Source organism: Streptomyces wedmorensis, assembly GCF_000716445.1.
Classification (GTDB): domain Bacteria; phylum Actinomycetota; class Actinomycetes; order Streptomycetales; family Streptomycetaceae; genus Streptomyces; species Streptomyces wedmorensis.
In genome coordinates this window covers 19954-44014 of the sequence record NZ_JNWK01000011.1, presented here as the reverse complement: position 1 = coordinate 44014, position 24061 = coordinate 19954, and the positions used below count along the sequence as shown (strand labels likewise).

Below are 24061 nucleotides of genomic sequence, written 5' to 3'. Positions count from 1 at the left end.
GGACGACCGGGACATTCCCGGAGCCCTCGCCCGGGACCCGCCGTTTCACCCGCTCGCGGCCGGTACCCGCTGCGTCAGCCAGAGGAAGTCGCCGAGCCCTCCGGGGGCGGTGAGCTCCGCGGCCTCGCCCGCCGAGGCGAGGGCGCGCACGTATCCCGCGGGGTCGGTGGAGGCCAGTGCGAGCGGCGGCCGCCCGCCGGACACCCCGAGCCGCCGCAACGCCTCCCGCTGCGTGACCAACTCGGCCCCCGGCAACCGGCCCGTGCCCCCGCCCGCCGCCGGCAGGGCTCCGCAGGCGTCCAGGGCCACGTGGGAGGTGAGGTCGCAGGTGCCGTCGGGGACGGGGGGGACCTCGCGGCCCGAGCGGAAGCCGGTGAGGGTGCCGAAGGGGGGCCGGGCGGCGTGGAGGTGGGCGTAGTCGACGGCGACCGCGCGGCCGGCCGAGAGGGAGGCGACGGCGAGCGCCCAGGCCTGGTCGCGGGGGCGTCCGATCTCGGCCCGGGAGCCGGGTTCGGACAGGGGCCACCAGCGGGAGAGCCAGTCGGCGTCGGGGCCGGAGACGGGAGGGCCGAGCCGTTCGGTGCCGTCGGGGCGGACCTCCACGTACCGGGCGGTGCCCGTGGCGTCGGCCTCGGCGACGTCCGTCGGCACGTTGTCGAGCCACTCGTTCGCGAAGAGGAGTCCGCGTGCGCCCGGAGGGATCCGGTCCGTCCATGTGATCCGGGGGTCGAGCCCGGCGGGCCGGCCGGCCCGCTCCACGGCGACCGGGCGGACCGTGAGGCCGCTGCCGGCGGTCGCGGCGAGGACCCCGGTGAGCAGTTCGCCGCGGCCGGCGCCCACGTCGACCAGGTCCACCTCGGACGATTCCAGCTCCTCCGCGACCTCGTGGAGCAACCGGGCCACGGCCCCCGCGAAGAGCGGGGAGGCGTGCACCGAGGTGCGGAAGTGCCCCGCCGGTCCCTCTGGTCGCAGATAGAAGCCCCCGGGGCCGTACAGCGCCCGTTCCGTGGCCTCCCGCCACCCCTGCCACTGACACGTCTCATCCGTCACGGGCCCCAGTCTCCACCTCGGGGAGTACGGGCTCCGCGCCAAAGGTCGACCCCACGGTTGATCCCTGCACCATCTCCCTTTCCCTACTCTGGGTGACGTGCAGCGCCTCTACGACTTCCTCCGCAGACACCCGACGGGCGTCGACACCTTCTGGGCCGTCGTCCTCCTCGGGTTCTCCCTGCTGTGGGTGGGGTCGACCTACCCGGCGGCCGACCACCCCGTCGCCGCCGGTGCCGTCGGCGTGCTCTTCTCGCTGGTCGTGGCGCTGCGCAGGCGCGCGCCCGAGAAGATGCTGCTGCTCGCGGTAGCCCTCGGGGTCTTCCAGCTCGTCTTCGGCCTGGTGCCGTTCGTGGCCGACTTCGCCATGCTCGTGATCATCTTCACCGTCGCGGCGCACGACGGCCCGCGCTGGGCGTCCCGGCTGGCGCTCGTCGGCGGCCTCTGCGCGGCCACGCTCTCCCAGCTGAGATGGCCGATGGAGGAGACCGACTCCGGCGCGGCCAAGATCTTCTTCACGGTCATCATGACCGTGCCGTTCGCCCTCGCCTGGGTCCTTGGCGACTCGCTCCGCACCCGCCGCGCCTACTTCGCGCAGCTGGAGGAGCGGGCCTCCCGCCTGGAGAAGGAGCGCGAGGCGCAGGCCAAGGTCGCGGTCGCCGCGGAGCGTGCCCGGATCGCCCGCGAGCTGCACGACGTCGTCGCGCACAACGTCTCGGTGATGGTCGTGCAGGCCGACGGCGCCGCCTATGTCATGGACTCCTCCCCGGAGACCGCCAAGCAGGCACTGGAGACCATCTCCACGACGGGCCGGCAGGCGCTCGCCGAGATGCGCAGGCTCCTCGGCATCCTGCGGACCGGGGAGCACCAGGAGGCCGGGGAGTACGTGCCCCAGCCCGACGTGCAGCAGATCGAGGACCTCGTCGAGCAGGTCCGTGGCGCCGGTCTCACCGTCGACTTCGCGATCGAGGGGAGCCCCCGCCCGCTGCCGAGCGGCGTCGAGCTCACCGCGTACCGGATCGTGCAGGAGGCCCTCACCAACACGCGCAAGCACGGCGGCCCGGACGTCGGCGCCAGCGTCCGGCTGGTCTACTTCGACGACGGCCTCGGGCTGCTCGTCGAGGACGACGGCCGGGGAGCGCCCCAGGAGATGTACGAGGACGGGGGCGCCGACGGCCGGGGGCATGGTCTGATCGGCATGCGGGAGCGGGTCGGCATGGTCGGCGGCACGCTGGACGCGGGCCCGCGTCCGGGCGGCGGATTCCGGATCAGTGCCCTGCTCCCGCTCAAGTCCGCCCACTGACGACCCTTAAGGAACTGACCTGATGTCCATCCGCGTGATGCTCGTCGACGACCAGGTGCTGTTGCGTACCGGTTTCCGCATGGTGCTCGCCGCCCAGCCGGACATGGAGGTCGTGGCGGAGGCGGGCGACGGGGTCGAGGCCCTGGAGGTGCTGCGGTCCACGGCGGTCGACGTCGTCCTGATGGACGTGCGGATGCCCAAGCTGGACGGGGTGGAGACGACCCGGCGGATCTGTTCGGAGCCGGACGCGCCGAAGGTGCTGATCCTGACGACCTTCGACCTCGACGAGTACGCGTTCTCGGGGCTGAAGGCGGGCGCGAGCGGCTTCATGCTGAAGGACGTGCCGCCGGCCGAGCTGCTCGGCGCGATCCGCTCGGTGCACAGCGGCGACGCGGTGGTGGCGCCGTCCACCACCCGCCGGCTCCTGGACCGCTTCTCGCCGATGCTGCCGTCGTCGGGCAAGGAGCCCGAGCACAAGGGCCTGGAACGGCTGACGGACCGGGAGCGCGAGGTGATGATGCTGGTCGCACAGGGCCTCTCGAACGGCGAGATCGCCGCCCGGCTCGTCCTCTCCGAGGCCACCGTCAAGACCCACGTCGGCCGCATCCTGACCAAGCTGGGCCTCCGCGACCGCGTCCAGGTCGTGGTCCTGGCGTACGAGTCGGGCCTGGTCCGAGCGGGCGGCGGCGCGGCCTGACACCTCCTGGGGTGCCGGGCCGATCAGGCACTAGCGCAGCACCGACTCCAGGAAGTCGCTGCCGAGCCGGGCGACGACGGAGACGTCGAGCTGGTGGAGGACGTAGCGGCCGCGGCGCTGGGTGGTGAGGAGACCGGCCTTCCGCATGACGGCGAGGTGCCGGGAGACCTCGGGGGCGGTGATGCCGTACGCGTCGGCGAGCTCGCTCGTCGTGTACGCGCCCCGGGCGAGGCTGCGGCACAGCCTCATCCGCATGGGGTGGGCGACCGCCTCCAGGCGCAGCTTGACCGCCTCGACGGGCGCGGCGCCGCCGAGGTCGCGGGCGGGCACGGGGTACTGGACGACCGGCTGCCAGCCGGGCGCGTGCAGGGCGAACAGGTGCGGCCAGCCGAACGCGGTCGGCAGAAACGTCACGCCCGAGCCTTCGGCGCTGGTTCGGCCGTGGAGCAGCTTGTCGACGACGATCCGGGAGCCCTGCTCGTCCTCCTCCAGGACCATCGCGGAGGAGGCGTCGGCGACGGCCTCGGCCAGGCCCTTGTGGCGCAGCAGCTCGGTCTTGTGGCGGGCGTCGGCGGCGAGCTGGACCCGGACCCGGCGCCAGGTGTCGGCGAAGAACGCGTCGTCGCAGTCCTCCAGGAGCCGCCGTACCCACGCGCGCGTGGCGGACGGATCGGCCAGCATCCGCTCCGCGAAGGCGGACTGCCGCGGCCCGCGCGCCGCGGCCAGGTCGAGGGCGCGGCGGCGCATCCGCTCGTCGACGAGCGGCGAGGGGGCGCCGTGCGTGTAGTGGCTTGCGCAGGAGATCTCCAGGGCCGAGCTCACGAACCTCTCGTCGTCCATGCGGTCGAGGTCGTCCAGCTCCTCGGCGAGGGTCTCGCGGGGCCGGGCGGGCAGCAGGATGTCGGAGCGGGTGGAGCGCCACATGAAGTCGGACTCGTGCAGCCGGTCCGCGAGCTCCGGTTCGAGCGCGGCGGCCGTCGTGGTCGTCCAGGCGTGCAGCCGTGCGTGGTGCGCGGGCTCGGCCAGGGCGTGCAGGGCCGCGCCCAGCTCCGCCAGGGGAGAGGGGCAGAAGGAGATCCGCTCGTGCGGCAGTCCGGTGATGTCGATGGTCACGCTCACCCGTCCATGGTGCGGGCTCGCCCCCGGGCGCTGTCCCGCCGTTTGACGAGCCCCGTCAAACGGCGGGCCACGGGGCGGGGGCGCGGCGCACGGTGACGGCATGAACGCGATGCATCAGTACCTCTTCGACGCGTACCGCGCCGCCCGGCTGGGCGAGCCCGCGCCGCCGGTGCCCGGCACCCACGACGTCGCCGTCCTGCGGTCGGTCCGCGACCGGCGCCGCTTCGCCCGGGTGCTCGCGGGCCGCCCCGCGCGCGGCGCCCTCCGCACGGCCCTGCGCCGCCTGCTGCACCCCGCTCCCGCGGACCGCCGCCGTTCCTGCTCCTGCTGACGCCTCTGCCAGAGGGGCGCCCGAGGAGCTGCCAGAGGGGCGCCCGAGGAGCGACCGCCCCCGCCCCGGCTCAGCGGCCTCGGACACTGCCCCGGCTCAGCGGCCTCGGCCCACAGCGGCCCCGGACACCGCCCCGGCTCAGCGGCCCCGGCTCAGCGCTCCGGGCCCCCGCTCAGCGCCCCCTCAGGCCTTGATCCTGGACAGGAAGTCCCGTACCGCGTCCTTCACGTCCGCGGCGGTCCAGGCGAGCCCGGGGGCCGTGACCGTCAGTTCGGTGGAGGCGACGCCCGGGGGGCCGCCGGCGCCGGGGGCGAACCAGCGGCGGAAGAGGGCGGTACCGGTGGCCTCGGTCTGGGCGACGGCGGCCGCGGTGAGGGCGTCGGGGTCGTACGGGAGCCAGACCTGGAACTGGTGGGTGTGGGGGGCCTCGGGGTGGATCCGGGACCAGCCGACGCCGGCCTCGGCGAAGGCCTCGCGGACCGCGTCGGCCACCACGCGCGCGTGTGCCACGTAGTCGGGCAGGCGGGGCAGCTCGGTGTCGAGGCCCCGGAGCGCGGCGAGCGCCACCGGGTACTGCTGGAAGAGCTGGCCGCCGTACCGGTGCCGCCAGACCCGGGCCTCCTCCATGACGTCCTCGGGACCGGCGAGCGCGGCGCCGGACAGGCCGCCGAGGGACTTGTAGAACGAGACGTACACGCTGTCGGCGAGCCCCGCGATCTCCGCGAGCCCGCGGCCGAGACGCGTCGGGCACTCCCACAGCCGGGCCCCGTCGAAGTGGACGACCGCGTCGCGTTCGCGGGCCGCCTCCACCACCTCGGTCAGCTCTTCCCAGGACGGCAGGACGAAGCCGGCCTCGCGCAGCGGGAGCTCCAGCATCAGCGCCCCGAACGGCTCCGGGTGGTCCCGTACCTCCTCGGCGGTCGGCAGCCTCGGCGCGTCGGTCGGGTGGACCGTGCGGAGCCCGGAGACGGCCGCGAACGCCCCGCCCTCGTGGACCTCGGGGTGGCCGAGCGGGTGGAGGGCGACGACCGGGCTGCCGGTGCGGCCGGCCCAGCAGCGCAGCGCCACCTGCTGAGCCATGGTGCCGGTCGGGAAGAAGACGGCGGCGGGCATGCCGAGCTCCTGGGCGACGCGCCGCTCCAGCTCCTCCACGAGCCCGTTGCCGTACGTGTCGATCAGCGCCTCGCCGTGGCCGGCGGCCTCCGCCCAGTCGGCCAGTTCGCGCAGCCGGGGGCCGACCGTGCCGTCGACGGAGGTGTCCCACAGCTTGCGGGCGGCGCCTCCCCAGAGCTTCGCCCGGTACTGCCGGGCCGCTTCCTCGTCCACGGGACTCTCAGGACTTACAGGATTCATGGGCCTGATCATCACACCACCACCCACACCCTGTGGACAGCCACGGAGCAGCGCGAAACGCTGGCGTAGCATGACCAGAAATCGTCCGGTACCCGCCGAGGACTGGAACGGAAGGCCGTCCCCACCGTGAACGCACCAGCAGCGCCAGAGACCCGACCCGAGGACCGACCCGCCCGGCTCACCGTCGGAGTCGTCGGCGCAGGCCGCGTGGGCCCCGCCCTCGCCGCCGCCCTCCGGCTCGCCGGACACCGTCCCGTCGCCGTCTCGGCGGTCTCCGACGCCTCCCGCCGCCGCGCCGCCGACCTCCTGCCCGACGTCCCGGTCGTCGAGCCGGCCCGCGTCCTCGCCCTCGCCGACCTGGTCCTGCTGACCGTCCCGGACGACGCCCTGCCGGGCCTGGTCGAGGGCCTCGCGGACACCGGAGCCGTACGGCCGGGACAGCTGATCGTCCACACCTCCGGGCGGTACGGGGCACGGGTCCTGGACCCCGCCCGGCAGGCCGGCGCCCTGCCGCTCGCGCTGCACCCCGCGATGACGTTCACCGGCACCGCGGTCGACGTCCAGCGGCTCGCCGGCTGCTCCTTCGGGGTCACCGCTCCCGACGAGCTGCGGCTCGCGGCCGAGGCCCTGGTGATCGAGATGGGCGGCGAGCCCGAGTGGGTCGCCGAGGAGGCCCGCCCGCTCTACCACGCGGCCCTGGCCCTCGGCGCGAACCACCTGGTCACCTTGGTGGCCCAGTCGATGGAGCTGCTCCACAAGGCGGGCGTCGCCGCTCCCGACCGCATGCTCGGCCCCCTGCTCGGCGCCGCCCTGGACAACGCGCTGCGGTCGGGGGACGCGGCCCTCACCGGCCCCGTCGCGCGCGGTGACGCCGGCACGGTCGCCGCCCACGTCGCCGAGCTGCGCAAGCACGCGCCCGGCACCGTCGCCGGATACCTGGCGATGGCCCGCACGACCGCCGACCGGGCGCTCGCCCACGGCCTGCTCAAGCCCGAACTGGCCGAGGACCTGCTGGGCGTGCTCGCCGCCGACAGCACCGCCGCCGCCGACGGGCCGCAAGGAGACGACCGATGACCCTGTCCGCCCGCAAGAGCGCCGAGGGCGGCCGACCCGTCCGCCACCAGCCGGCCGAGCTGCTCCGCGCGGTCGAGGACCTCGCGGACGCCGTCGCCCACTGGAGCGCCCCCGGCCGCACCGCCGTCGTCATGACCATGGGTGCCCTCCACGAGGGCCACGCCACCCTGATCCGGGCCGCACGCGAGCGCGTGGGCGCCGAGGGCTTCGTCGTCGTCACCGTCTTCGTCAACCCGCTCCAGTTCGGCGCGGGCGAGGACCTCGACCGCTACCCGCGCACCCTCGACGCCGACCTGGAACTGGCCCTCGACGCCGGCGCGAGCGTCGTCTTCGCGCCGTCCGCCGACGAGGTCTACCCGGGCGGCGAGCCCCAGGTCCGGATCACCGCGGGCCCGATGGGCGAGCGCCTCGAAGGCGCCTCCCGGCCCGGCCACTTCGACGGCATGCTGACCGTCGTCGCCAAGCTGCTCCACCTCACCGGCCCCGACCTGGCCTTCTTCGGCCAGAAGGACGCGCAGCAGCTGGCCCTGATCCGCCGGATGGTCCAGGACCTGAACTTCCCGGTCGAGATCGTCGGCGTGGACACCGTCCGTGAGGCCGACGGCCTCGCCCTGTCCAGCCGCAACCGCTACCTGTCGGCCGAGGAGCGCCGTACCGCCCTCGCGCTGTCCCGCGCGCTGTTCGCCGCCGGCGACCGGCTCGCCGCCCAGGAGGCGCTGCGCGCGCGTGCCGCCTCCCTCCCGGGCGCCCAGGGCCGGGCCGAGAACCGCGCCGAGGCGCTCTCCCGGCTCGGCGAGGCCCGGGCCGCCGCCGACGCCCACGCGGTCGCGCAGGCCGCCGAGCCAGGTGGGGCCGAGGCCGTGCGGGCCGCGGCCCGCGCCGTCCTCGACGACGCGGCCAAGGCCGAGCCGCCGCTCACCCTCGACTACCTGGCGCTCGTCGATCCGGCGGACTTCACCGAGGTCGACGACGACCACGACGGTGACGCGATCCTCGCCGTCGCCGCGCGCGTGGGTGCCACGCGGCTGATCGACAACATCCCCCTCGCGTTCGGGACCGCCGGGTCCGGAACCACCCCGTTCGGAGCCGCCAAGTGACCGGAATACGGCTGCACGCCCCCGCGCCCGGCTGGGACATCGACGCCGACGTCGTCGTGGTCGGCTCCGGGGTCGCCGGTCTCACCGCCGCCCTGCGGTGCACCGCCGCCGGGCTCCGTACCGTCGTCGTCACCAAGGCCCGGCTCGACGACGGCTCCACCCGCTGGGCCCAGGGCGGCATCGCCGCCGCCCTCGGCGAGGGCGACACCCCCGAGCAGCACCTCGACGACACCCTGGTCGCCGGCGCGGGCCTCTGCGACGAGGACGCCGTGCGGCTGCTGGTCACCGAGGGCCCGGACGCCGTCCGGCGGCTGATCGCCACCGGCGCCGACTTCGACAAGAGCTCCGACGGCGAGATCGCGCTGACCCGGGAGGGCGGCCACCACCGCCGTCGGATCGCCCACGCGGGTGGGGACGCGACCGGCGCCGAGATCTCCCGCGCCCTGGTCGAGGCGATACGGGACGGGGGCGTCCGCTTCATCGAGCACGCCCTCGTCCTCGACCTCCTGACCGACGCCGAGGGGCGCACGGCGGGCGTGACCCTGCACGTCATGGGCGAGGGCCAGCACGACGGCGTCGGCGCCGTCCACGCGCCCGCGGTGGTCCTGGCGACCGGCGGCATGGGCCAGGTCTACTCCGCCACCACGAACCCGGCCGTCTCCACCGGCGACGGCGTCGCGCTCGCCCTGCGGGCCGGCGCCGAGGTCTCCGACCTGGAGTTCGTCCAGTTCCACCCGACGGTGCTCTTCCTGGGCGCCGGCTCCGAGGGCCAGCAGCCGCTGGTCTCCGAGGCGGTACGCGGCGAGGGCGCCCACCTGGTCGACGCCGACGGGGTCCGCTTCATGGTCGGGCAGCACGAGCTGGCCGAGCTCGCCCCCCGGGACATCGTCGCCAAGGCGATCACGCGCCGGATGCAGGAGCACGGCACCGAGCACATGTACCTCGACGGCCGGCACTTCGGCGCCGAGATGTGGGAGCAGCGCTTCCCGACGATCCTGGCCGCCTGCCGCTCGCACGACATCGACCCGGTGACCGAGCCGATCCCGGTCGCCCCCGCCGCCCACTACGCCTCCGGCGGTGTCCGCACGGACCTGAGCGGCCGGACCACCGTCCCCGGCCTGTACGCGTGCGGCGAGGTGGCCTGTACGGGCGTCCACGGCGCCAACCGGCTCGCCTCGAACTCGCTCCTCGAAGGCCTGGTCTTCGCCGAGCGGATCGCCGAGGACATCACGGCCGCCGCCCCGCGCGTGGCGGGAGCCCCGGTGCCGCACCCGGCGCCGGTGACCCTGCCGCTGCCCGTGGCGGGCGCGCGGACCCGCGTGCAGCGGGTGATGACGGCCGGCGCGGGGGTGCTCCGCTCGGAGACCAGCCTGCGGGCGGCCGCCGAGGCCCTCGACGCCCTGCACAGCGACGCCGTGGCCGGCGGCACCGACGACACCAAGGCCGCCGAGCCCGGTGTGGAGTCCTGGGAGACCACCAACCTGCTGTGCGTCGCCCGGGTCCTGGTCGCCGCGGCCCGCCGCCGCGAGGAGACCCGCGGCTGCCACTGGCGCGAGGACCACCCGGACCGGGACGACACGGACTGGCGCCGGCACCTCGTCGTACGCCTCACGCCGGAGCGGACCCTCGACGTCCGCACCACCGACACCTTCGACTTTCCCCCCACCGTCGACGCCCCAAGGGAGCCGTAAGTGAGCACGCCCGAGGAAGCCCGTCCCGAGCCCGTGGACGTCCCTCTCATCCAGATCAACACGGTCTCCGCCGACGAGCCCGAAGGCTGCGGCGACGACTGCGCCTGCGGCGGGGGCGAGGAGTTCGAGTGCGGGCTCGACCCCGCGCTCGCCGAGCTGCTCGCCGAGGCCGGTCTCGACCCGGTGCAGGTCGAGGACATCGCCCACCTGGCGATCGCCGAGGACCTCGACGGCGGCGTCGACGTGACGACCGTGGCGACCGTTCCCGAGGACGCCGTCGCCACCGCCGACTTCACCGCCCGCGAGGCCGGTGTCGTGGCCGGTCTGCGGGTCGCCGAGGCCGTCCTGTCCATCGTCTGCGCGGACGAGTTCGAGGTCGAGCGGCACGTCGAGGACGGCGAGCGCGTCGAGGCCGGGCAGACGCTGCTCAGCGTCACCGCCCGCACCCGCGACCTGCTCACCGGCGAGCGCAGCGCGCTCAACATCCTGTGCCGCCTCTCCGGCATCGCCACCGCCACGCGCGCGTGGGCGGACGCCCTGGAGGGCACGAAGGCGAAGGTCCGCGACACCCGCAAGACCACCCCGGGCCTGCGCGCCCTGGAGAAGTACGCGGTCCGCTGCGGCGGCGGCGTGAACCACCGCATGTCGCTGTCCGACGCGGCCCTCGTGAAGGACAACCACGTGGTGGCGGCCGGTGGCGTCGCCGAGGCCTTCGAGGCCGTGCGCGAGATGTTCCCCGAGGTACCGATCGAGGTCGAGGTCGACACGATGCACCAGGTCCGCGAGGTCCTGGACGCGGGCGCCGACCTGATCCTGCTCGACAACTTCACCCCGATCGAGACCGAGGAGGCCGTCGCGATCGTCGCGGGCCGCGCCGTCCTGGAGTCCTCGGGCCGGCTGACCCTGGAGAACGCGGCGGCGTACGCGGCGACCGGCGTGGACTACCTGGCGGTCGGCGGGCTCACCCACTCCTCCCCGATCCTCGACATCGGCCTCGACCTGCGCGAGGCGGCCGTCTGATGCTGCTCACCATCGACGTCGGCAACACCCAGACGGTCCTCGGCCTCTTCGACGGCGAGGAGGTCATCGAGCACTGGCGCATTTCCACGGACCCGCGCCGGACCGCCGACGAGTGGGCGGTCCTGCTCCAGGGCCTCATGGGCATGCACCCGCTGCTCGGCGTCGAGCTGAGCGACGGCATCGAGGGGATCGCCATCTGCGCGACGGTCCCCTCGGTGCTGCACGAACTGCGCGAGGTGACCCGCCGGTACTACGGGGACGTGCCGGCGGTCCTGGTGGAGCCGGGCGTCAAGACGGGCGTCCCGGTCATCACCGACAACCCCAAGGAGGTCGGCGCGGACCGCGTCATCAACGCGGCCGCGGCGGTCGAGCTGTACGGCGGTCCCGCGATCGTCGTCGACTTCGGCACGGCGACGACGTACGACGCGGTCACCGCGCGCGGCGAGTACGCGGGCGGGGCCATCGCGCCCGGCATCGAGATCTCGGTCGAGGCGCTGGGCGTGAAGGGCGCCATGCTCCGCAAGATCGAGCTGGCCCGCCCGCGGAACGTGATCGGCAAGAACACGGTCGAGGCGATGCAGTCGGGCATCATCTTCGGCTACGCGGGCCAGGTCGACGGCGTCGTCGCCCGCATGAAGCGCGAGCTCGTCGGCCCGAACGGCAACCCCTCCGACGTCACCGTCATCGCCACGGGCGGCCTCGCCCCGATGGTCCTCGGCGAGTCGGCCGAGATCGACGAGCACGAGCCCTGGCTGACCCTGATCGGCCTGCGCCTGGTGTACGAGCGGAACGTCACCCGCATGTGAGCCCCGGTGCCCGGCCCACCCGGGCACCCCGGGCTCCGCGCCCTCACCGGCCGAGCCTTCCCGCGTCCACCGGCTCGGGCCCCGGCCGCCCACCGGACCGGCCCTCCCGCGTCCACCGGACCGGCCCTCCCGCGTCCACCGGACCGGCCCTCCCGCGTCCACCGGACCGGCCCTCCCGGGGGGCCGCGCGGCGGCGCGCCGGAATGATCGCTAAGAGAAAATTGTCCGATTAGCGCGTAGTGTCGGCCCATGCCCACGCCATACGGATACCGCGGCGGCATGGCGTTCAGCGCGGACGAGCTGCGTGTGCTCCGTCGCGCCCTTGCCATCGCCCTCCACCCCGCCCCCCTCCAGGACGAGGACGTCCAGGACTGCCTGCGCCTGGCCGAATCCGTGGACGAGGCCGCGCGCGAGGCCGGCCGGCTGCGCGCCTTCCTCCTGGACGACCTGGCCCGCTACCGCGAGGCGCTGCCCGGTTCGCTCGGCGGCTACCTGGACCTCCTCCGGGACGCCCTGGCCGCCGGGTACGACCCCGGGGCCGACGACCTCGCGGCCCTGCGCGCGCTGCGGCGCAACGCAGGGGCCTCCGAGCTGCTCACCCGCTGCCAGGTGCTTGCCGAGCGTTCCGTGCGCACCCGCCTGGCCCGGGTCTCCCAGGCCACCGTCGCCGCCCCGGCGGGCGTGCCCCGGGCCCGGCTGCTGGCGCTGCCCGGCGGGCGCGCGGCGGCCGACGAGCCCAAGCCGACCCCGCCCGTACCGGCGGAGCGTCCGGTGCCCAAGCCCTCCGAGGTGTTCCCGCCGCGCCGTCGGCCGGTACCCCCGCCCCCGCCCGAGGAGCGGGTCGCCGGATAGCTACCCTGGTCGTCATGGACTACGTATCCGCGCTCCTGCCCCCCGTCGTGATGGCCGCGTTCTTCATCGCCCTCGTCGTCACGATCGTGAAGAGCCAGGGCGGCCCGAACAAGGCCAAGGAGGATGCGGTCGTGGACGCCGCCATCGCCCGCGCCGAGGCCGCCCGTCAGGCGGACGGCACCCCCGCCTCCTGAGGCGGTCGCCCTCAGGGGCGGCCGGCGCACCACCCGGGACGCGTGACCTTTCGAGGTCGCGCGTCCTTTTTGCTACGTTTCCTTCCGTCAGTGGCTGTTCATTGGCCTTTTGCGCACTAAGGTGACGTTGTGCCCCGTCCATTGGGAGAGCTCGAAGACGCCGTCATGACGCGCGTCTGGCAATGGAACCGCCCGGTGACCGTCCGGGAAGTTCTGGAGGACCTCCAGCAGGAACGGTCCATCGCCTACACGACCGTCATGACCGTCATGGACAATCTCCATCAGAAGGGCTGGGTGCGCCGCGAAGTCGAAGGCCGCGCCTATCGATATACCGCGGTCTCCACCCGGGCCGCCTACTCGGCCGCCCTGATGAACGAGGCCTGGGCCCAGAGCGACAACCCGGCGGCCGCACTCGTCGCCTTCTTCGGGATGATGTCGCAGGGCCAGCGCGAGGCCCTGAACGACGCCATCAGAATCGTCCAGCGGGACACCCCGCTGACCGCCCCGCCCGAGGAGGGCGCCGACAGGACCGGGGTCCGGGAGCGATAGCGTCCCCCCATGTCGCCGTCTGCCTCTCCGGCCGCCTCCGCGGCCTCCGCCAAAGCCGTCACCGTCCGCAGGGCCCGCACCAGCGATGTCGCCGCGGTCCGCCGCCTCGTCGATCCTTTCGTGAGTCGCGGCATCCTGCTCGACAAGGCGACCGTGACCCTTTACGAGTCCATCCAGGAGTTCTGGGTCGCGGAACGCGACGAGGACGCCACCGTCGTCGGCTGCGGCGCCCTCCACGTGATGTGGGAAGACCTCGCCGAAGTCCGCACTCTCGCCGTGGATCCCGAGTTCAAGGGAGCCGGAGTCGGACATCAGGTGCTCGACAAGTTGTTGCACACGGCCCGATGGCTCGGGGTGCGGCGGGTATTCTGCCTGACCTTCGAAGTCGACTTCTTCGCGAAGCACGGCTTCGTGGAGATCGGCGAGACCCCGGTCGACGGAGATGTCTACAGCGAGCTCCTGCGTTCCTATGACGAGGGAGTCGCCGAGTTCCTCGGTCTCGAACGAGTGAAGCCGAACACCTTGGGCAACAGCCGGATGCTTCTGCACCTGTAACCCTATGTCCGAATCGCGCACGTTTCCCGCGTTGCCGGGGTTCTGAACCTCTGCCAGGGGTTTGTGTTTTTCCGGGAAAAGCGGTTTCCTTTCCGCGTACTGCATTTTCGATGAAAGGAAATCCGGTGGCACAGAAGGTTCAGGTCCTTCTTGTCGACGACCTCGACGGCGTCGAAGCGGACGAGACGGTGACGTTCGCGCTGGACGGGAAGACCTACGAGATCGACCTCACCACCGCCAACGCCGAAAAGCTCCGTGGCCTGCTGGAGCCGTACACCGCGGGTGGCCGTCGCACCGGTGGCCGCACCACGGGCGGGCGCGGCAAGGGCCGTGTCGCGGCCGGCAGTCCCGACACCGCCAAGATCCGCGCGTGGGCCAAGGAGAACGGCTACGACGTGAACGACCGCGGCCGCGTGCCCGCCACCGTCAAGGCGGCCTACGAGGACGCGAACCGCTGAGGCGACAGCTGCTGAGCCGCCGGCCCACGGGGCCGGGCACTCAGCAGCCGCACCCGGTGGCACTCAGTCGCGGCCGCGGCCACGAGCCGCACCAGGCACGGGGCATCCGCACCGCCCCACGGTGCGGACCGCAGGGCCGGCAGCGAGGTCTCCACCTCGCGCCCCGGCACGGGCGCCCGCAGCCACACGGCGGCGCCCCGAGTGCCGGAATTGCCGCGCCCCGGGGGAAGGGGCGCGGCCATCCGGCCATCGGCGCCCACACCGGCGAGATCCAGCGAGATCCCGCCCCACTCCAGCCAGTCGAGCAGTCCTGGGAGCTCCTCGGCGCTCCCCGCTGCCACGAGCAGCCGCATCCGGCGCCCCATCAGGGCCACAGGACCCGTCGCCGCGCCCATCCGGCGCAGCACGCCCCGACCGGCCGCGGCGGGCAGCTCCAGGACGTCGAACCGCAGCCCCGTGACCAGCTGCACCGGCGGACCCGCCACCGTCGCCCAGCCGAGCTCGTCCTCGTACCACCGCGCCATGCCGCCGTCGATCGGCGAGCGGGGCAGCGGGACGGTGAAAGCCATGCCCGGTGGAACTCCCGCGGGGGCGTCTTGGTTACGCCCCGGGGGACGTCGTCGTGACGTTCGGTCCCCTTCCGGACGCGCACGGTGTCCGTGATGAGGCGTACGCGTGCATTCGACCGCGCAAGGGTGTTCGCTGGTAGCGGAGGGAACCGGGGTGCGCCGCATGGAGTGTCAGTGCTTACGGGTAAGACATTCCTAGTGGAGAGGGGCGACTCGCGGGCTTCGGCGTCTCACGTTCGCCATCGGCGTACTGATGGCGCGGGTAACTACTTGGCCTGCGGGAACATCGTCTCGCACCATCGGGTTGGAGCATTTGTCGGCTGTTCGGCAGCAGGTCTCCCCGCGGAAGAGGGGGTGATCCGGACGGATGTCGGCAGTTGGAATGAGCGGTCCCCGCTTGCGGGACTAAGCTGCGGAAGGACAGGGAGGGGATCGACCCCTAACTGACTGACCGCTCTGAGGAGCGATTAACGATGTTCGAGAGGTTCACCGACCGCGCGCGGCGGGTTGTCGTCCTGGCTCAGGAAGAAGCCCGGATGCTCAACCACAACTACATCGGCACCGAGCACATCCTTCTGGGCCTTATCCACGAGGGTGAGGGTGTCGCCGCTAAGGCCCTGGAGAGCCTCGGGATTTCGCTCGAGGCGGTCCGCCAGCAGGTGGAGGAGATCATCGGGCAGGGGCAGCAGGCCCCGTCCGGGCACATCCCCTTCACCCCTCGCGCCAAGAAGGTCCTGGAGCTCTCGCTCCGTGAGGCCCTCCAGCTCGGCCACAACTACATCGGCACCGAGCACATCCTGCTCGGCCTGATCCGCGAGGGCGAGGGCGTCGCCGCCCAGGTCCTCGTGAAGCTGGGCGCCGACCTCAACCGGGTGCGACAGCAGGTCATCCAGCTGCTCTCCGGCTACCAGGGCAAGGAAGCCGCCACGGCCGGCGGTCCTGCCGAGGGCACGCCCTCGACGTCCCTGGTCCTCGACCAGTTCGGCCGCAACCTCACCCAGGCGGCCCGCGAATCCAAGCTCGACCCGGTCATCGGGCGCGAGAAGGAGATCGAGCGGGTCATGCAGGTGCTGTCCCGCCGCACCAAGAACAACCCGGTCCTCATCGGCGAGCCCGGCGTCGGCAAGACCGCCGTCGTCGAAGGCCTCGCGCAGGCCATCGTCAAGGGCGAGGTGCCCGAGACCCTCAAGGACAAGCACCTCTACACCCTGGACCTCGGCGCGCTGGTCGCCGGCTCCCGCTACCGCGGTGACTTCGAGGAGCGCCTGAAGAAGGTCCTCAAGGAGATCCGCACCCGCGGCGACATCATCCTGTTCATCGACGAGCTCCACACCCTCGTGGGTGCGGGCGCCGCCGAGGGCGCGATCGACGCCGCCAGCATCCTCAAGCCGATGCTGGCCCGTGGTGAGCTCCAGACCATCGGTGCGACCACCCTCGACGAGTACCGCAAGTACCTGGAGAAGGACGCGGCCCTCGAGCGCCGCTTCCAGCCCATCCAGGTCGCCGAGCCGTCGCTGCCGCACACCATCGAGATCCTCAAGGGTCTGCGCGACCGGTACGAGGCCCACCACCGGGTCTCCATCACCGACGAGGCCCTCGTCCAGGCCGCGACCCTCGCCGACCGGTACATCTCGGACCGCTTCCTCCCGGACAAGGCGATCGACCTGATCGACGAGGCCGGCTCCCGGATGCGCATCCGCCGGATGACCGCGCCGCCGGACCTCCGCGAGTTCGACGAGAAGATCGCCGGCGTCCGCCGCGACAAGGAGTCCGCGATCGACTCGCAGGACTTCGAGAAGGCCGCCTCGCTCCGCGACAAGGAGAAGCAGCTCCTCGCCGCGAAGGCCAAGCGCGAGAAGGAGTGGAAGGCCGGCGACATGGACGTCGTCGCCGAGGTCGACGGCGAGCTGATCGCCGAGGTCCTCGCGACCGCCACCGGCATCCCGGTCTTCAAGCTGACCGAGGAGGAGTCCAGCCGCCTGCTCCGCATGGAGGACGAGCTCCACAAGCGCGTCATCGGCCAGAAGGACGCCGTCAAGGGCCTGTCGCGGGCCATCCGCCGTACGCGGGCCGGTCTGAAGGACCCGAAGCGCCCCGGTGGCTCGTTCATCTTCGCCGGTCCGTCCGGTGTCGGTAAGACCGAGCTTTCGAAGGCCCTCGCCGAATTCCTCTTCGGCGACGAGGACGCGATGATCTCCCTCGACATGTCGGAGTTCAGCGAGAAGCACACGGTTTCCCGCCTCTTCGGTTCGCCGCCCGGATACGTCGGCTACGAAGAGGGCGGCCAGCTCACCGAGAAGGTGCGCCGCAAGCCGTTCTCCGTCGTCCTCTTCGACGAGGTCGAGAAGGCCCACCCCGATATCTTCAATTCCCTTCTCCAGATCCTGGAGGACGGTCGCCTGACCGACTCCCAGGGCCGGGTCGTGGACTTCAAGAACACGGTGATCATCATGACCACCAACCTCGGGACCCGGGACATCTCGAAGGGCTTCAACCTGGGCTTCGCCGCCCAGGGCGACACGAAGTCCAACTACGAGCGGATGAAGGCGAAGGTCAGCGACGAGCTGAAGCAGCACTTCCGCCCGGAGTTCCTCAACCGTGTGGACGACATCATCGTCTTCCCGCAGCTGACCCAGGACGACATCCTCCAGATCGTCGACCTGATGATCAGCCGCGTGGACGAGCGCCTGAAGGACCGGGACATGGGCATCGAGCTCTCCCAGTCCGCGAAGGAGCTCCTGTCCAAGAAGGGCTACGACCCCGTGATGGGCGCCCGTCCGCTCCGCCGGACGATCCAGCGCGAGATCGAGGACACGCTGTCGGAGAAGATCCTCTTCGGCGACCTGCGCCCCGGTCACATCGTGGTCGTCGACACCGAGGGCGACGGCGAGGAGCGCAAGTTCACCTTCCGCGGCGAGGAGAAGTCGGCCCTGCCGGACTCCCCGCCCATCGAGGCCACGGGCGGCACCGGCCCGAACCTCTCGAAGGACGCGTAAGGCACAGCTGCACCAAGGGGCGGCCCCGGAACCAGAAGGTTCCGGGGCCGCCCCTTTGTCTAGTGGGTGAGGCTGATGTCCGCCGGGAGGTGTTCGAGGCCGGTGAGCGTGGCCCCTCGGGGGACGAGCAGCTGGCGCAGACCGCGGAGAGGCGCGAGGAGGGTCACGTCCCAGGTGGCGCGGGGCGCCGCTTCGAGAACGAGAGCGTTCAGGTGGGGGAAGGCCTCTGTGATCAGCCGGAACGGGGGATCTTCGTGGTCGACCTCCACGAGGAGCGACGTCACCTGGGGCAGCGGCCCGAGCGTGTCGAGCACCGAGCGAGCGCTCTCGAAGCCGAGCAGCCTCAGACCGCGTACGTCGGGCAGCATCGGCCGGAGGAAGGCGAAGCCTTTCTCGCCGACTCCCGCCCTGATGTCCAGGAGCTCGGGCCGCAGGCCCAGCCGTGACAGGGCGGCGGCCTGGTCATCGGTCACGACGGTGTAGTAGAGCTCGGCCGGGTCGAGCTTCGCGATGATCTCCTCGGCGTACCGCTCGGCGTCGAAGCGGGTCCACGCCCACATGAGCTGTGAGCGGACCAGGATCTCGGGGCGGCCGACGAAGCCCGCCAGATAGAGCAGCGCCGCGTCGGAGGAGAGATGGCTCGCCGCGGTCGCCACCAGGTAGGCGTGCCCCTGGCTCAGCCCCTCCGGCGCCGGCAGCAGATCCAGGATCAGGCGCCCCACGGCGGCCAGCTCGCGGGCCTCCCGCACGCCGCGCGGCGGGATCACCTCGGCCGTGCGAGCCAGGACCTCGGCGCGTACCTCCGGGGGGACCTCCGTGGCGTGTTCGAGGGCCGTGGCCGCGAGGAGGACGAGGCGCAGCTGGACGCGGCGGTCCTCGGCGGCGTCGGCGGCAGCGAGCAGCTCGCGCAGGATCTCCGCGCATTCGCGAGGCCGTGCGTGGCCGACCGCCATGCGGATGACGTCCTCCCACTGGTCGTCGTTGGCGTGCCCGATGAGGACGCCGATGTCCCAGTGGTCCACGAGGGCCTTGGCGGCCAGGTAGTCCTGGAAGGTGCGGTGGACGAAGTCGACGGTGTCCTCGGTGGGCTCGCGCAGGAGGCCGCTGCGGTGCAGGAGGTGGGTGAAGAGCGCGTTCGGGTCGTACGCGGAGGCCTCGGGGACGGCGGGGGCCGCCTCCGTCACGATCGACTCGGCGCGGGCGCGGTCCAGCTGGGTCCGGCCGTTGAGCGTCAGCCAGTACGCGAGGCGCTGGATCAGCTGGATCTGCGGGGCCTCGTCGAGGGTGACGCCGTACGGGGCTGCCATGTCCCGCTCGCGGTCCCGGCGGGAGAGGAGCATCGACAGGGCGGCCTCGTAGAGCGCCTTGCGGCCGCGGGGCAGGAAGCCGCGCCGGTCGCGGTGGAGGGCGCAGATGAGCCCGCACATGAGGGGGTTGGTGGCGAGCTGGGCGACGTGTTCCGCGGTGCGCAGGGCGTCGAGGAGCGGCTGCTCGTACGGCTCCGCGTCCGGCCCGGCGGCCTGGTGCCAGCGGCGTACGTAGGTGGTCACCGCGGCGGGGGTCATGGGGGAGAGGGTCAGCTCGGTGAAGGCCTCGGAGGCCAGCCAGTCGTCCCGTACGGCGGTGGGGCGTGAGGTCACGAGCCAGCGGTTGCCGTCGTACGTGTCGAGGAGGCCACGGAGCCATTCGCGGGCCCGGCCGCGTTCGGCTTCGGGGATCTCGTCGATGCCGTCGACGAGGATCAGGCCGCGTCCGGCGCTCAGGACCCGGTCGGCCCAGCCGTCGGGCGCGGTGAGCGGGCAGCCGGCGGCGGAGAGGAAGAGGTCGGGGGCGGGGAGCCGCTCGCCGTGGCGGGTGAGGGTGCGGAGGGGGAGGACGAAGGGGATGCGGCCGTTCAGGTAGGCCATACCCTCGGTGCGGCCCTCGGTGGCAGCGGAGACGGTGAGCCACTGGACGAGCGTGGACTTGCCGGAGCCGGCGAGGCCGCGCAGCAGGATTCGGTCGTGCCGGGCGAGCGAGAGGTCGGCGCGGACCCCGTGGTCCAGGGGCGCGGCGGCGAACCAGGGGCTCTCCGCCGTGTCGTCGTCCGCGGGAGCGGCCGTTCCGGTCTCGAACCAGGGGCTGTCGACCCCCGTCCCCGTCGCCTCCAGGGAGAGGTACGCCAGGTCCAGCGGCCACCGGTCCGGCGAGTGGTGGAGGTCGATGCCGTAGATGGTCAGGCGGCCGTGCTTCTTCGCCAGGTGGTCCAGGTAGCGGCGCTCGAAGGCGGTGTCGCGGCCGTCCGCGCGTGGCGTCCGGCGGATGACCTCGTCGAGCTTCGCGATGAGTTCGGTCTGGCCGCGGGTCTGTTCGACCAGGCTGCGGGCGATGAAGGTGGAGCGCTGGGTGAAGAACTCCAGGATGTGGAGGCAGGCCCATTCGGTGAGGGACTCCAGGTAGAGGGCGGAGTCCGTGGAGAGGCCGTCGGGGGCGGGGGCCGCGGCCCGGAGGCGGCGGGCGAGGGTGCGGTGGCCGAGGCGGACGGCCTGGACGTCGTCCATGTCGAGGTCGCCGAGGGCGAGGAGGGTCGCCCCCAGGGTGTGGACGACGGCCTCGGTCTCGTCGGCGGGGAACGGGGCCTCGGCGCGCTCGTCCAGGGAGCGTTCGACCAGCGTCGCCGCGAGTCTGCGGACGTCCTTCTCGGTGAGGCTGCGCTTCTCGCCGCGGAAGGAGACGAGGCCGGAGAGCCTCACTTTGGGCGCGTTCCCGGTGAGTCCGGCTCCGGGACCGTCGCTGACCAGCAGTTTCTTCAGGAGTGGGCTGATCGCCGCCGAGGCGAGGCGGGTGCCGATGAGTGCCGGTTCCATAGGTGTCCCCCCGAAGATCACGGAATGCGCCAGCGTAGTGCGGGACGGCCTTTCCGGTGGGTCGGTTGCGTGACCCAGGTCCCATTCGCGGTCGGTGCCGGGTGACAAGCGGCACAGGCGTTTCGGGGGGTACTAACCGGAATAGTGGCGACCTTTGATGGCGATTCGGGACGTTTAGGGATCAAGCGTCGGGACCTTGGACCTCTGGGGTCCCGAACCGGGCAGGCCTGGCGTTTCGGGCGGTTCCGGCGCCCCGTGACGTGCGGATAAACTGTTTCTCTTGTGTCGTTATGTCCGGTTTCAGGAGTTGAAGGCAAGGCCGTCAAGGGTCGATCTTCCGAGGAGATCGCTACGACGCTATGTCGTAGATGGGGTGTTTTGGGCTTGGCGGGGGTCCGGGTTACCAAGGATGAGCAAGCCCGGCGCTGAGCACCTGTTCACGTCGGGTCCCGTACTTCCCGGAGGTTTCCCCCCGTATGTCGAAGCGCGTCATGAACCCCGCCACCCGTACCGCCGCCGTCGCTCTCGCCGCCGCGGGTCTGGGAGCGTCGATGGTGGCCGGAGCAGGGTCCGCCTTCGCCGCCGAGGGCCAGGCCGTCACCCCGATCGCCGTGACCGCGTCCGCCGCCGTCGCCACCCAGGCCGAGACCCAGGCCAAGGTGGCCGCCCAGGTGAAGGCCGCCGCCACCAAGGCAGCGGCAGCCAAGGCCGCCGCCGCGAAGACCGCCGCCGTGAAGGCCGCCGCCGCGAAGAAGGCCGTCACGGCCAAGAAGGCCGCCTCCTGGGTCAAGCCGGTCAGCTCGTACACCCTGACCGCCAGCTACAACCAGGGCGGCGCGATGTGGGCCCACAAGCACTCCGGCCAGGACTTCGCCGTCCCGGTCGGCACCCCGGTCAAGGCCGCGGGTGCGGGCACCGTCGTGAAGGCCGGCCCGAACGGCGGCGGCGACGGCCCCGCGTACGGCAACGCGATCGTCGTCAAGCACGCCAACGGCACGTACTCGCAGTACGCCCACCTGTCGAAGATCAAGGTCCACGTCGGCCAGAAGGTCGGCGCCGGCCAGCAGATCGCCCTCTCGGGCAACACCGGCAACTCCTCCGGCCCCCACCTGCACTTCGAGATCCGCACGACCCCGAACTACGGCTCCGCCGTCAACCCGGCCGCCTTCCTGCGGGCCCACGGCGTCGGCATCTGACCCGACCCGCCTCAGGAGGCCGAATAGGCCTGACTGATCAGATCGAGGGCGACCTCGAGGACGGCTCCGTGCTTGTCCTCCGGGTCGCCTTCGACGTTCTGCATGAAGAACGTGCCCGCGTGCAGCGTGAAGATCGCGCTGACGCAGCGGACCTTGTCCGTCATCGGGAGGTCCGGCTCCTGGATCAGGTCGCTCAGCGTGAGCATGCGCTCCTTGAACGTCAGGCCGACGCTGAGCTCGCGCACGGTGGCCTGGTTCTCCTGGATGAAGCGGAAGAGGGGCTCCGCCGCGCGCAGCGCCACCTGGTAGCGGCGCAGGACCTCCTGCTTGGTCTCGAGCGTGCGGGGCTGCTCCTCGGCCCAGGCGATCAGCTCGTCCATGGGGCGGGTCAGGTCCTCGAAGATCCCGATGAGGATGTCTTCCTTGGTCTTGAAGTGGTAGTAGAGCGCGGCCTTGGTGACGTCGAGGCGCTCCGCGATCTCGCGCAGCGAGGTCTTCTCGTAGCCCTGTTCGGCGAAGAGGGCGAGAGCCACGTCCTGGATGCGCTGGCGGGTGTTGCCTCGGGCCTGGGCCATGGTCTCTCGCTTCCACACTTACTTACTTGACGACCGGCTAGTTCCGCGTCTACCGTCCCCAGTGTAGTAACTAGCCGGGCGGCAAGTAAGGGAACGACATGGCGACGAACGAGACAGTCAAGACGGCCGAGGGGGAGGCACCACCCGCGCGCAGTGTCCGCGTCGTCCTTCTCGCCCTCATGATCGCGATGCTGCTCGCGATGCTCGACAACATGATCATCGGCACCGCGATGCCGACGATCGTCGGCGAGCTCGGCGGCCTGGAGCACCTCTCCTGGGTCGTCACCGCCTACACCCTGGCCACCGCCGCCTCCACCCCCCTCTGGGGCAAGGTCGGCGACATGTTCGGCCGCAAGGGCGTCTTCCTCGCCTCGATCGTGATCTTCCTGATCGGCTCGGCGCTCAGCGGCATGGCCCAGGACATGGGCCAGCTCATCGGCTTCCGCACCATCCAGGGCCTCGGCGCCGGCGGCCTCATGGTCGGCGTCATGGCGATCATCGGCGACCTGATCCCGCCCCGCGAGCGGGGCAAGTACCAGGGCATGATGGCCGGCGTGATGGCCCTCGCCATGATCGGCGGACCCCTCGTCGGCGGCACCATCACGGACCACTGGGGCTGGCGCTGGTCCTTCTACATCAACCTGCCGCTCGGCGTCGTCGCCCTCGCCATGGTGAGCACCGTCCTGCACCTGCCGAAGAAGCAGCGCGCCACCGGCACGCGGATCGACTTCCTCGGAGCCGGACTGCTGACCGTCGGCATCACCGCGATCGTCCTCGTCACCACCTGGGGCGGCACGGAGTACGCCTGGGGCTCGGGCATGATCGTCGGCCTCGCGATCGGCGGCGCCGCCGCGCTCGCCGCCTTCCTCTTCGTCGAGACCCGCGCGAGCGACCCGATCATGCCGCTGCACATCTTCCGCAGCCGCAACTTCACCCTGATGTCCCTGATCGGCTTCATCACCGGCTTCGTGATGTTCGGCGCGGTCCTCTACCTGCCGATCTTCCAGCAGTCCGTCCAGGGCGCATCGGCGACCAACTCCGGCCTGCTCCTCCTGCCGATGCTGCTGTCGATGATGGTCGTCTCGCTGCTCGTCGGCCGGTTCACCACCAGCACCGGCAAGTACAAGGTCTTCCCGATCGCCGGCGGGGCCCTCATGGTGGTCGGCCTCTACCTGCTCTCCACCATGGACACCGGTACCTCGCGCCTGGTCTCCGGGGTCTGGATGGCCGTCCTCGGCGCCGGCATGGGCTTCCTGATGCAGATCACGATGCTGGTCGCCCAGAACAGCGTGGAGATGAAGGACATGGGCGTCGCCTCGTCCTCCACCACCCTGTTCCGGACGCTCGGCTCCTCCTTCGGCGTCGCCGTCATGGGCGCGCTCTTCACCGGCCGCGTCCAGGACGAGATGGCCGCCCGCGGCGGGTCCGGGCTCACCGAGCGCACCGCGCAGCTCGACGCGGCCAGCCTCGCCAAGCTGCCGGAGGCACTCCGCGAGGCCTACCAGCACGCGGTCGCCACCGGCACCCACGGCGCCTTCCTGCTCGCCTCCGCGGTCGCCGTCCTCGGCTTCGTCCTCGCCTTCTTCGTCAAGGAGGTGACGCTCCGGGGCGCGGGACCGGCGGCGGCACCGAAGCCGGAGTCCGGCGACACCGTGAAGGTCGCGGAGACGGTCTGAGACCGGTAGCGCGTACGACGAAGGGGCCGGGTCCTGACAAGGGACCCGGCCCCTTTC

General features: G+C 72.2%; 22 protein-coding genes. 16 read left to right on the top strand and 6 right to left on the bottom strand.

The window, feature by feature from the left end; genetic code table 11:
* Positions 1–45 precede the first annotated feature (45 nt).
* A complete protein-coding gene (locus OO54_RS11740) occupies positions 46–1050 on the bottom strand; it encodes an SAM-dependent methyltransferase (protein WP_033202808.1) in 1005 nt (334 codons plus the stop codon).
* 97 nt (positions 1051–1147) lie between these two features.
* Between OO54_RS11740 and OO54_RS11735 the strand changes: the two genes are divergently transcribed.
* Positions 1148–2350 (top strand): sensor histidine kinase, encoded by a 1203-nt coding sequence (locus OO54_RS11735; protein ID WP_033202807.1) that lies wholly within the window; start codon positions 1148–1150, stop codon positions 2348–2350.
* Between the two features lie 22 nt (positions 2351–2372).
* Positions 2373–3047, top strand: coding sequence for a response regulator (locus tag OO54_RS11730; protein WP_017240041.1), 675 nt, complete (start codon positions 2373–2375; stop codon positions 3045–3047).
* A 30-nt stretch (positions 3048–3077) separates the two neighbouring features.
* On the opposite strand, the gene OO54_RS11725 is transcribed toward OO54_RS11730, so the two are convergent.
* On the bottom strand, positions 3078–4160 hold the full coding sequence (locus OO54_RS11725) for a DUF5937 family protein (RefSeq protein WP_200146739.1): 1083 nt from the start codon (positions 4158–4160) through the stop codon (positions 3078–3080).
* 106 nt (positions 4161–4266) lie between these two features.
* Here OO54_RS11725 and OO54_RS11720 point away from each other — a divergent pair, with 106 nt between their 5' ends.
* Positions 4267–4497, top strand: coding sequence for a hypothetical protein (locus OO54_RS11720; RefSeq protein WP_017240039.1), 231 nt, complete (start codon positions 4267–4269; stop codon positions 4495–4497).
* A 183-nt stretch (positions 4498–4680) separates the two neighbouring features.
* Here OO54_RS11720 and OO54_RS11715 read toward each other — a convergent pair whose 3' ends face one another.
* The gene (locus OO54_RS11715; protein ID WP_245236719.1) at positions 4681–5862 is read right to left on the bottom strand and encodes a threonine aldolase family protein; all 1182 of its coding nucleotides are present in this window, start codon (positions 5860–5862) and stop codon (positions 4681–4683) included.
* A gap of 114 nt (positions 5863–5976) precedes the next feature.
* Here OO54_RS11715 and OO54_RS11710 point away from each other — a divergent pair, with 114 nt between their 5' ends.
* The 10 genes from OO54_RS11710 to OO54_RS11665 all read left to right on the top strand — a co-directional run bounded on the left by OO54_RS11710 (position 5977) and on the right by OO54_RS11665 (position 14146).
* Positions 5977–6924 carry a Rossmann-like and DUF2520 domain-containing protein gene (locus OO54_RS11710; RefSeq protein WP_033202804.1) on the top strand — a complete coding sequence of 316 codons (948 nt, stop codon included), beginning with the start codon at positions 5977–5979 and terminating at the stop codon, positions 6922–6924.
* Positions 6921–8021, top strand: coding sequence for a pantoate--beta-alanine ligase (panC, locus tag OO54_RS11705; RefSeq protein WP_033202803.1), 1101 nt, complete (start codon positions 6921–6923; stop codon positions 8019–8021). Before OO54_RS11710 ends, panC begins: the two co-directional genes overlap by 4 nt.
* Positions 8018–9712, top strand: a complete 1695-nt coding sequence (locus OO54_RS11700) for an L-aspartate oxidase (protein WP_033202802.1) — start codon at positions 8018–8020, stop codon at positions 9710–9712. The genes panC and OO54_RS11700 overlap by 4 nt, the downstream gene beginning before the upstream one ends.
* Entirely contained in the window at positions 9713–10732 is a 1020-nt protein-coding gene (nadC, locus tag OO54_RS11695; RefSeq protein WP_033202801.1) for a carboxylating nicotinate-nucleotide diphosphorylase, read from the top strand.
* Entirely contained in the window at positions 10732–11538 is an 807-nt protein-coding gene (locus tag OO54_RS11690; RefSeq protein ID WP_033202800.1) for a type III pantothenate kinase, read from the top strand. The genes nadC and OO54_RS11690 overlap by 1 nt, the downstream gene beginning before the upstream one ends.
* 279 nt (positions 11539–11817) lie before the next feature.
* Positions 11818–12390, top strand: coding sequence for a hypothetical protein (locus OO54_RS11685; RefSeq protein ID WP_200146740.1), 573 nt, complete (start codon positions 11818–11820; stop codon positions 12388–12390).
* A gap of 14 nt (positions 12391–12404) precedes the next feature.
* Positions 12405–12584 carry a hypothetical protein gene (locus OO54_RS11680; RefSeq protein ID WP_017240031.1) on the top strand — a complete coding sequence of 60 codons (180 nt, stop codon included), beginning with the start codon at positions 12405–12407 and terminating at the stop codon, positions 12582–12584.
* 129 nt (positions 12585–12713) lie between these two features.
* Entirely contained in the window at positions 12714–13133 is a 420-nt protein-coding gene (locus tag OO54_RS11675; RefSeq protein ID WP_078905156.1) for a BlaI/MecI/CopY family transcriptional regulator, read from the top strand.
* A gap of 9 nt (positions 13134–13142) precedes the next feature.
* A complete protein-coding gene (locus OO54_RS11670; RefSeq protein WP_017240030.1) occupies positions 13143–13688 on the top strand; it encodes an amino-acid N-acetyltransferase in 546 nt (181 codons plus the stop codon).
* 125 nt (positions 13689–13813) lie between these two features.
* A complete protein-coding gene (locus tag OO54_RS11665) occupies positions 13814–14146 on the top strand; it encodes a histone-like nucleoid-structuring protein Lsr2 (RefSeq protein ID WP_017240029.1) in 333 nt (110 codons plus the stop codon).
* On the opposite strand, the gene OO54_RS11660 is transcribed toward OO54_RS11665, so the two are convergent.
* Positions 14125–14715, bottom strand: a complete 591-nt coding sequence (locus OO54_RS11660) for an SCO3374 family protein (RefSeq protein WP_033202798.1) — start codon at positions 14713–14715, stop codon at positions 14125–14127. The genes OO54_RS11665 and OO54_RS11660 overlap by 22 nt on opposite strands.
* A 473-nt stretch (positions 14716–15188) precedes the next feature.
* On the opposite strand from OO54_RS11660, the gene OO54_RS11655 reads away from it, so the two are divergent.
* On the top strand, positions 15189–17711 hold the full coding sequence (locus OO54_RS11655) for an ATP-dependent Clp protease ATP-binding subunit (RefSeq protein ID WP_033202797.1): 2523 nt from the start codon (positions 15189–15191) through the stop codon (positions 17709–17711).
* Positions 17712–17770: 59 nt separating this feature from the next.
* Here OO54_RS11655 and OO54_RS11650 read toward each other — a convergent pair whose 3' ends face one another.
* On the bottom strand, positions 17771–20557 hold the full coding sequence (locus OO54_RS11650; protein WP_033202796.1) for an NACHT domain-containing protein: 2787 nt from the start codon (positions 20555–20557) through the stop codon (positions 17771–17773).
* A gap of 476 nt (positions 20558–21033) precedes the next feature.
* On the opposite strand from OO54_RS11650, the gene OO54_RS11645 reads away from it, so the two are divergent.
* On the top strand, positions 21034–21753 hold the full coding sequence (locus OO54_RS11645) for a M23 family metallopeptidase (RefSeq protein ID WP_051786869.1): 720 nt from the start codon (positions 21034–21036) through the stop codon (positions 21751–21753).
* An 11-nt stretch (positions 21754–21764) separates the two neighbouring features.
* Here the strand turns inward: OO54_RS11645 and OO54_RS11640 are convergent, their stop codons facing one another.
* Positions 21765–22328 carry a TetR/AcrR family transcriptional regulator gene (locus tag OO54_RS11640; protein ID WP_017240024.1) on the bottom strand — a complete coding sequence of 188 codons (564 nt, stop codon included), beginning with the start codon at positions 22326–22328 and terminating at the stop codon, positions 21765–21767.
* Between the two features lie 98 nt (positions 22329–22426).
* Between OO54_RS11640 and OO54_RS11635 the strand changes: the two genes are divergently transcribed.
* Positions 22427–24004, top strand: a complete 1578-nt coding sequence (locus tag OO54_RS11635; protein ID WP_033202794.1) for an MDR family MFS transporter — start codon at positions 22427–22429, stop codon at positions 24002–24004.
* The last annotated feature ends 57 nt before the right edge of the window (positions 24005–24061 follow it).

Coding starts and splice junctions, on each gene's coding strand:
- OO54_RS11670 (WP_017240030.1), top strand. CDS start 13,143: ATGTCGCCGTCTGCCTCTCCGGCCGCCTCCGCGGCCTCCGCCAAAGCC.
- OO54_RS11635 (WP_033202794.1), top strand. CDS start 22,427: ATGGCGACGAACGAGACAGTCAAGACGGCCGAGGGGGAGGCACCACCC.
- OO54_RS11650 (WP_033202796.1), bottom strand. CDS start 20,557: ATGGAACCGGCACTCATCGGCACCCGCCTCGCCTCGGCGGCGATCAGC.
- OO54_RS11715 (WP_245236719.1), bottom strand. CDS start 5,862: ATGATCAGGCCCATGAATCCTGTAAGTCCTGAGAGTCCCGTGGACGAG.
- panC (WP_033202803.1), top strand. CDS start 6,921: ATGACCCTGTCCGCCCGCAAGAGCGCCGAGGGCGGCCGACCCGTCCGC.
- OO54_RS11640 (WP_017240024.1), bottom strand. CDS start 22,328: ATGGCCCAGGCCCGAGGCAACACCCGCCAGCGCATCCAGGACGTGGCT.
- OO54_RS11660 (WP_033202798.1), bottom strand. CDS start 14,715: ATGGCTTTCACCGTCCCGCTGCCCCGCTCGCCGATCGACGGCGGCATG.
- OO54_RS11730 (WP_017240041.1), top strand. CDS start 2,373: ATGTCCATCCGCGTGATGCTCGTCGACGACCAGGTGCTGTTGCGTACC.
- OO54_RS11690 (WP_033202800.1), top strand. CDS start 10,732: ATGCTGCTCACCATCGACGTCGGCAACACCCAGACGGTCCTCGGCCTC.
- OO54_RS11645 (WP_051786869.1), top strand. CDS start 21,034: ATGTCGAAGCGCGTCATGAACCCCGCCACCCGTACCGCCGCCGTCGCT.
- OO54_RS11685 (WP_200146740.1), top strand. CDS start 11,818: ATGGCGTTCAGCGCGGACGAGCTGCGTGTGCTCCGTCGCGCCCTTGCC.
- OO54_RS11720 (WP_017240039.1), top strand. CDS start 4,267: ATGAACGCGATGCATCAGTACCTCTTCGACGCGTACCGCGCCGCCCGG.
- OO54_RS11655 (WP_033202797.1), top strand. CDS start 15,189: ATGTTCGAGAGGTTCACCGACCGCGCGCGGCGGGTTGTCGTCCTGGCT.
- OO54_RS11680 (WP_017240031.1), top strand. CDS start 12,405: ATGGACTACGTATCCGCGCTCCTGCCCCCCGTCGTGATGGCCGCGTTC.